8 protein-coding genes are annotated in these 7,955 nt (G+C 48.5%); all 8 read right to left on the bottom strand.

The window, feature by feature from the left end:
• Positions 1-580 (bottom strand): GerAB/ArcD/ProY family transporter (locus AC1DWB_RS29555; protein ID WP_477544683.1); only part of this gene is annotated, 580 nt, incomplete at its 3' end.
• A 16-nt stretch (positions 581-596) separates the two neighbouring features.
• Complete coding sequence (locus AC1DWB_RS29550; protein ID WP_477544682.1) at positions 597-830, bottom strand: hypothetical protein; 234 nt, start codon at positions 828-830, stop codon at positions 597-599.
• Between the two features lie 13 nt (positions 831-843).
• On the bottom strand, positions 844-2,043 hold the full coding sequence (locus tag AC1DWB_RS29545) for a Ger(x)C family spore germination protein (protein WP_477544681.1): 1,200 nt from the start codon (positions 2,041-2,043) through the stop codon (positions 844-846).
• A gap of 56 nt (positions 2,044-2,099) precedes the next feature.
• Positions 2,100-3,665, bottom strand: coding sequence for a spore germination protein (locus tag AC1DWB_RS29540; protein WP_477544680.1), 1,566 nt, complete (start codon positions 3,663-3,665; stop codon positions 2,100-2,102).
• A 914-nt stretch (positions 3,666-4,579) separates the two neighbouring features.
• Complete coding sequence (locus AC1DWB_RS29535) at positions 4,580-4,753, bottom strand: YheC/YheD family protein (RefSeq protein ID WP_477544679.1); 174 nt, start codon at positions 4,751-4,753, stop codon at positions 4,580-4,582.
• Between the two features lie 12 nt (positions 4,754-4,765).
• Positions 4,766-5,077: an ATP-grasp domain-containing protein gene (locus AC1DWB_RS29530; RefSeq protein WP_477544684.1), complete on the bottom strand. Its 312-nt coding sequence runs from the start codon at positions 5,075-5,077 to the stop codon at positions 4,766-4,768.
• A gap of 241 nt (positions 5,078-5,318) precedes the next feature.
• Positions 5,319-6,473, bottom strand: coding sequence for a Ger(x)C family spore germination protein (locus AC1DWB_RS29525; RefSeq protein ID WP_477544678.1), 1,155 nt, complete (start codon positions 6,471-6,473; stop codon positions 5,319-5,321).
• Complete coding sequence (locus tag AC1DWB_RS29520; RefSeq protein ID WP_477544677.1) at positions 6,474-7,889, bottom strand: spore germination protein; 1,416 nt, start codon at positions 7,887-7,889, stop codon at positions 6,474-6,476.
• Between the last annotated feature and the right edge of the window lie 66 nt (positions 7,890-7,955).

The following is a 7,955-nucleotide window of genomic DNA, read 5'->3' as shown; positions in this document are numbered from 1 at the left end:
GGTTGGTGGTGGGGAAAATGGCCCCCCGTAAAACTGGCTTTATTCCTTCCGCAAGGATCGGCTGCAATTGTTTGGCATCCACCAGAGGGGAAAGAAACAGGACGAGCCCAATGAAAAGCAGCACAAACCAGGGGAAAAACATCTCCCCTGCTCGAGCGATGGTTTCAAGCCCAAGCCGCAGGGCCATGACGATGACACCCAGAAACAAAATATGGATAGCGTCGACGGGGGTTTCCGGCAGGATTTGCGTAGTCATAAAATCGCCGATTATCCTCACAAGTGCCGCAGCATTATAGAAGATATAAGCCAAAAAGAAGAGAGAGACGGCTGTTCCGACCCACACTCCCAATATTCTGGTATTGTATTCGATCAGAGTTAAACGAGGATACAGCCGGCCAACCGTTCCGATCAAATAAACGACAAGCAGCCCGGCGATCAATCCGATGATACCAGACAGCCATGCATCCTGCATCGCCTCTGATGCGGGGACGGCCGGCAAATTGAGAATCGAATCGCCAATGGTTATAAGAGCGACCAGTATCGTAAATTGTCGAATGTTAATTTTGCCTTTTTCCAGCATCTGTTGCGAGACTCCCTCAGCTCAAAAGTTTCATTACGGCATCGCTGATCGGCTTGTAAACCCATGTAAGCAAATCAAGTGGGTTTGGGATGGGCGCATGCATGGCAAGCGCAAAGCTGAGTCCTGCCCCGGCCAACAGCAGGATGGCAAATACCCACAGTTCTTTCACTAATTTTTTTTTCCAAAGCTGAGGAACTTCAAGCAGCGCGATTAGGGCGGTTACTGCAAGTATCCCGCTAAATTTCCACATCTGGACCGCTCCTTTATTTCTTCAATTCTTCGAGATAAGAATTGTTTACGGTGCCGAGACGCCGGATCTTGAGATCGACATTCACATTAACCGGCAGATTGATGAACTGCTTATCCCATTTTTTTTCAAACTTTTTCCAAGTTTTCGGTTCCGCACGATGGAAGACTTCTCCAAATCCGAAAATGTCTACTTTGTATTGTTTTTGCACCCTTTTGATTGTCGCTTCGACAAACTCCTTTATTACATTCTCGCCTATTGTTTCGAGCTCCTCGATCGATTCCGTTTTGGTCAGATCGATACGGCATGCTACTTCTCCCATGTTCGCTTCCGTTCGAATGTTCACATCGATCGCAGGGGTGCCATTTGCGAGCTTTCCTTTGACGTTCGTTTTCGAGCGAATGACCTCTACCGAAATTCCGCCCCCATCCGGACATGGTACATACCCGACCGTGCTCTTTACATGATCTGTGATGTAGTTATAAGCCTTGCTTTCGGTTTCATCCAACCAGCCGACCAGTTTATCGCCATTAAATACCGCCAATCCGACGGACTTAAGACGGCTTTCTTGTACGATGGCATTGATGTTTTTCCCCGTTTTCCCCGTTTCGATGTCCCCTGTCGCTTTGATTCCGGTCAATACAGCATGTTTGCCTTCGCTGGTCAAGTCGGAAATCAGCTTGTTCAACGTGACTTTTACCGTGGGCGCCCAGGCCATCTGTGAAGATTCGAGGGAATTGAACAGTTCGATAGACGGGATGCTTTCCAGTAGAGTCATGATCGACAGAAGGTTTGCCGCTTCGCCCTCTCTCGCCACCACGACGTAAAAATCGGTTCGAAACTCGTGATCCCGCGACAAGAAATCGAGCACTTTCCCAATACCGTCTCTCGCCATCGATTCGCCTATAATAACGACTCGTACATGGGAAGAGTAAATCTTCCGCGGACTTTCCTTTGTCATTTTACGAATCGCTTCAAAAACGGAAGATCCGGTAGCCTGATATAAGATGACTGGCGAACGGATGCCGACGCCTTTTCTGGAAGCAGCCTCTCCCGGATTGACAACTTGTGCGGATACTTTGTATTTGTCTCCTTCTTTGTCAATGCCAATTCCGACTGTGATAGCGAGCGTATTCAATTCCCGGCGGTTCCAGCATCCCGTAACGGTTACGAGAAGGACGGCGGATAGGAACAATAAGAACAGCTTTCGTACCATGAACATTCCCCTTTAATCAAGCTGTCGCCCGGATGCCAGATGCCATCGCACGGCTCTCATGTCCGGGTATCCGGCTTCGGGGGCGCATTTCGTTCACGTCTGACGTTCTTCTGACTGATCAGCCTGGGACGGGATGACATGGCCCAGTGAGGAACCCGGAAGATCGTATCCTTCAGATCGTCGACAATAATGGGAGCAAACGGACTCATGTAAGGGACGCCGAACGAACGCAAACTGCACAAGTGCAGAACAAGCGCAATGACCCCGACGATAATCCCGAATATACCGAAGGAAGCGGCGAGACCCATTAAGGGGAATCGCAGCATGCGAATCGCCATGGACATGTTGGTGGCAGGAAAAACAAAGCCGGAAATCGCGGTAATCGAGACGACGATGACCATAGCAGCGGAAACGATACCTGCTTCAACCGCTGCTTGCCCGATGACGAGCGTTCCGACGACTGATACCGCTTGCCCGATCGCCCTCGGCATTCGCAAACCGGCTTCCCGCAATATTTCGAACGTCACCTCCATTATGAGTGCTTCAACAAAAGCGGGGAAGGGTACGCCTTCCCGTTGAGCCGCCAATCCGATCAGGAGCTGTGTCGGCAGCATTTCCTGATGAAACGTGGTGATGGCGATATATAGCGACGGACCGAGCAGAGCGATTATGAAGCCGATGACACGAAGGAAGCGGATCAAACTGCTGATGTCGGCACGTTGAAAGTAATCTTCCATGGAATGAAAGAAAGAAATGAACAACGCAGGGACGATGAGTACATTCGGGGTCCCATCCACTAAAATGGCAATTTTCCCTTCAAGCAGCTCGGCTGCGATCACATCCGGACGTTCCGAATTATAAATGGTCGGAAACGGCGAGTATGTTTCATCCTGGATCAACTCCTCGACATAGCCGCCTTCGAGAATGCCATCGATGTCGATGCGATCGAGACGCGTGCGCACTTCTTCGACAGTTTTGTCATTGACGATGCCGTGAATATACATGACGGCTACACTCGTTTTCGTCACCCTGCCGATTTGTTTTCGTTCGAGCCATAGATTCGGATCTTTGATCTTTCTCCGGATTAATGCCGTATTCGTTTGCAATTTTTCGTTAAAGCTTTCCCTCGGTCCCCGAACGACCGATTCGGTGGCGGGCTCGCTCACGTTGCGGCTTTCCCAACCGCTCATGCCGATCATAAAACCTTGTACATATCCATCCAACAAAAGGATGACATCGCCAGACAGGAGGGAAGTTAAAAGCGTGTCAAACTCCGTTACTTCCTGAATGTCTCCTACCGTTAGGATACAGTCCTTCATATCCTGTATTAGATTTGGACCAGTAAGTTCGATGTCCGACATGATCGTTTCCATGATATACTGTTGAGCAGATTTGGTATCGACCAACCCTTCGGTATATAACATGGCAACTTGAAGCTGTTTTCCAGGGCCGATCCGAATTTCCCTTATTATGATATCGTCGCTGTTTCCGAGAGCTTCATTAATTCGCTGAATATTTTCCGACAGGCTGGCTATTAAAGATTTGGTTTGAACTGGCTGCTGGTATTCAGAGTCATGTGCAGCCAAGCGATTATCGTTAGCTTTTTTTTTGATGAATTTCATGTCTTCGACCTTCTTCCAACCTGAGCTTTCTAACTTTTTCTATTGTGTCCCGATTGACCGATTATCATTAGGACCGGGTCCTCTGATCGATGTAAGCGACTGCTAATAACGCCTGAGCTGGATATGGCATAGAACGGGAGCTGCAAGCCGGGTCCCGCCATGGGAGCGTCCTTGAATCGGGTAGTTACTCTGCCCATCCTTCACGTTTCCCGCTGTTTGTTTGCGGTACCCCCTTACTTCTCTGGTCGCCAGTTGACCGAAGGACTGATTGGTAGAAAGGTAATGGCTCTTCTTGCTCGGAATATTGAACAATTAAAGCCGAACTGGTTACATGGAACAGTTTTAGTTGTAAATACGTTTGCATCGCTAGGCAGCCGGCAATTATAGACTATTAGTCGGTTGGCTGAGCTAGAGGGGAAAGAAGGTGCTTTTCTCCGCTTCAACCCTTGTTTTATCTCCAAAATATAAGTTTGTACGAATGGCCAACGGATCGCTCCGGATCCCTGGGCTACAGGATACCAGCAGTCGACACTACGGGGGTACATTAGATAATTCCTATGGATGGAAATAGTTGGGGTATATAGCATTCACTATATTATATGGAGAATCTCCGAATACATTAAAATACCCACAAGTCTATTTTCCTTAAAAAAGATAGTTAATCTGTTGCGGAATCAAATGATGAGGAATGCCGCATTTAGTTTCAATCACATACCTAATCGTCTCGATTGCTCGTTGTCGCCCACGTTCCCCTTACCAGTATCCATTCGAAACTTGTTTGAACTCCCAAGGGTAATACTGACCGGGATACACATTTTCAATTAGATCGATAAAATTCCATCCTTGTGCGAGAGCAGGGGGGCGCAAACGGTGAGCCCAAAGAACTGCTGCACTTACTCATGTAGCAATGTCTTTTACAGGTAACCATATACTTGATGGATGACGCGTCGACCAGGCTTGATGTTGACCTCAAGCAGCCACATGTTCCCCGAGCGGTCAACGGCTAAGTCGATCCCAAGCTCAGACAGTCGGATCCCATAGGATCGCTCCAAATACTTGGGGTTATAGGAGGCAACTGGTCCGCGCACTGGGTCAAAGCGTCACCGCGAGCAGTACCGAACTACTGCTTCAAGTAAGCGGCCATTTCGAAGGCGTGACCGCCTGTCTTCAGGCTGGATGTAATCTAGTGCAGCGGTCCTTCCCGGTGGGCCATCCCGGTGAGCTGCCAGTCGCCGCTGCCGTTCTTCTGGACGAGTTTCGTTGTTTTGCACGTTATATATACCGGTAATTTGACGTACCGATGATGCCTTCACTGGAGATGCTGACAGCCGAATAATGCCTTGACCACCTTTGTCATTCAGGGGTTTCAGCATGATGCTGCGATGACGTTCTACAAAGCGGAATACTTCCAGCCCCCCCCTTAATCGGGGCGGTTGGAAGTAAGAAAGGCTTCAATTGCTTCGAGCCGATTAGATGCTGTTGGATCGGCCATTTGTTGCCGAGCCCATACCCGGCAAATGGTCATAAACGACAGTTCTTCACGCGTATCGCGTCACGTACTTCCTGCGGAGTTGTATCGTAGCCGATGTCTAAGTTCATGACCGGGAACTGGAATGACTGTCTACATGCCGCCGCAAGTGAAATGTAGAATCATTATTTAACAAATTTGTATTTGCCAAGATATTGGATGTCGAGATCGACATCGATCTTGCCTAGGGAATCCGGCTGCAGAAACAGCTTTTCTCCATTATTCGTCAGTTCATTGTAACGCTTCGGATTCTTAATATAGAGATGCTGACTAAGCTGCAGTAAATCCGATTTGCTCTTCAGTCCCGCTAGGTAGGTGCTGCGGATTTGTTCTTCAGTTAGTTTCTGCGCTTTCTCAATTAGTTGTTTCGCAGTTAGATCGGAATGAAGCTCTGTTAATGTAGCATTTAGCTTGATCTTCACATCAATCTTCTCATTGCCCTCTTCCTGGCGGATCTCGATAGCGGATTTTGGGTTCTGAATCGTCAAGACTGCTAAGGTTTTGTCTCCTTCAGTCAGTTTAAGGGAAGAACTGCGTGTATGTGGCTCCAACCACCGCATGCCCTGGACGGTGTCCAGAGGGAAATATCCGCTATACGTCTCCATGTGAAGCGTATAGACACCGTCGATAACATGCATCATGTGAGGCTTTTTCCCTGCTTGCCAATTGTCAGAATTAATAGCGAGGGAGGGAATGATCGCCCAAGCTCCTTTGTTTTGAAAGCCGAACATGTAGTCATGAAGTCGAATGGGCAGCACATAAGAATACCTATCGTAATTATCAATCGGATTTTGCATGATGGTGAACAATCTCGAAGCTTCGAATGTCGGAGAAACGGAGAACAGGTCCGAGAACGATGCTTTTGTCCCATAAATCCACATCGTATAGCGGAACTCGCGGAAGCGGTTCAAGTCTTCCAGGACGGAATAAAAATCCTTGCTTTGCAACATCCGGTCACTAAATATCATCGCCGTTGTATGCCCCCAGACGATCTTCTTGGGCGCGCTTCGAAAGATTTGTCCAATGGCTTCATTGACCGAGTCTCCCTTCCCGATGCCAATCCATGACTTAATAGGCACTTCTGGGATAGGGCCATCCTTCTTAGCCGCACTTGACAAGTTAGGGAGTTGTAAATACACAACATACTGTCCATCGACGAGATCGATGCCCAGCGCTTTCGCATAGTCCAATTTCTCGATGCTGTCCGCGTCCCAACAACCTACTAACAGGGAGAGCATGAGTGTTGAAGCCAAGATGGAACGGAGCAAACGGATGGCCATCTAGGAATTGTCCCCTTTCGGCTGCTTGCCTTTATCCTTCACATTAAGAAATTTGGGCCGTTGCTTACGTTTCTTCCACGGCATGTAGAAGATCGTRTAGAAGAAGTCAGGAAACCTGACAGGCGATATAGGGACAAGAAACGGGACACCGTAGGAGCGTTGGCAAGCCGCATACAAGATGACGGAAAACGCGGATAAAAGAAATCCGAACATTCCGATAAAAGATGAAGCAAGTAGGACGTACAGACGAATTAGAATAGTACCAGCGCCTAGTGCATTAGTCATCAAGACGAATGAAGATGTGCTCGAGATCGCAGCAATCAGCAAGGTGGCCGGGGAGGCGATTMCAGAACGAATGGCGGCATCCCCGATAATTAACCCGCCTACTACGGACAGCATGCTTCCGATGGAGGTCGGCATTCGGTTGCCAGCCTCCATGAACAGCTGGAACATAAGGAGTACTAGGAAGAGCTCCAGAGGTTCGATGAAGGGGGTCCCGTCACTAGCAACAGAAATAGTAGCAAGGAGCGGGAATGGGATCTGGTCTTKGTGGAACGTCGTTAATGCGATCCAGAAGCCAGGTAGGAACAACGTGATCAAGATGGAAGAGACCCGGATTAGGCTGATGAACGCCACATAATGCTGCGGAGAGTGAACGTCTTCGGCCGCGAATAACAACAGAGCGAGGTTAGCAGGACCTGTCAACGCTATGGGCAGACCATCAATTAAGATAACAAAGCGCCCTGCAAGCAAGGCTTCTGATAATATATCGGGACGTGTCGTTGTGCCGTGTCTCGGCACAAGTGTGAATGTGGAGTCCGACAGGAGACCAGACAACTGCTCACCGCTGATGATCGCGTCAATCTCAATCTGATTAAGACGGTCGCGGACGTTATTCAGGATGTCACTGGATATAATATCGGCCATATACAAGAGAGAAATTCTAGTCTGTGATCTGCGACCAATGATAAACTGCTCATTGTGCAGCTTATTCGTGCGCAGTCGTTTGCGAACGAGTGCGGAGTTGGTCACGATGCTCTCCGTAAGCGCGTCACGCGGACCTATGTTACTATTCTCGGAGTTGGAATCTTCTGGATTACGTTGAGGAAGGCAGCCGAAGTCAGCACAGTACAACAAACCGTCCGACTTGTTGAATAGTACAAGCTTTCCGGCGAATACGGCATTGATGATAAGTTGTTCATCATCCCCTATATCGAATGAATCCAATAGGATGTCAGATGAGTTATGCAGTTCGGAATGTCCTCTCCGTTCCACGGTTGTCGGAAGCCGCAATTTGTTCATGAGGCTTTGATCGCACATGCCTTCAGCGAAGATCAGCAAGGTCTCTCCTATCGTCTTCGTAACGACATCATGACAATTCTCGAACATGGCGATGAGCTGCTTCTCCTTAATCATGCGTGATCCTCCTTGGTTTGAATTTCCATGCTAATAGAGCGATTAGGACTGTCAATACACTAAGCG

The organism is Paenibacillus sp. P4_E11 (assembly GCF_056401635.1).
This window is presented reverse-complemented; position numbering and strand designations above follow the sequence as displayed.

Coding starts and splice junctions, on each gene's coding strand:
- AC1DWB_RS29550 (WP_477544682.1), bottom strand. CDS start 830: ATGTGGAAATTTAGCGGGATACTTGCAGTAACCGCCCTAATCGCGCTG.
- AC1DWB_RS29540 (WP_477544680.1), bottom strand. CDS start 3,665: ATGAAATTCATCAAAAAAAAAGCTAACGATAATCGCTTGGCTGCACAT.
- AC1DWB_RS29525 (WP_477544678.1), bottom strand. CDS start 6,473: ATGGCCATCCGTTTGCTCCGTTCCATCTTGGCTTCAACACTCATGCTC.
- AC1DWB_RS29545 (WP_477544681.1), bottom strand. CDS start 2,043: ATGGTACGAAAGCTGTTCTTATTGTTCCTATCCGCCGTCCTTCTCGTA.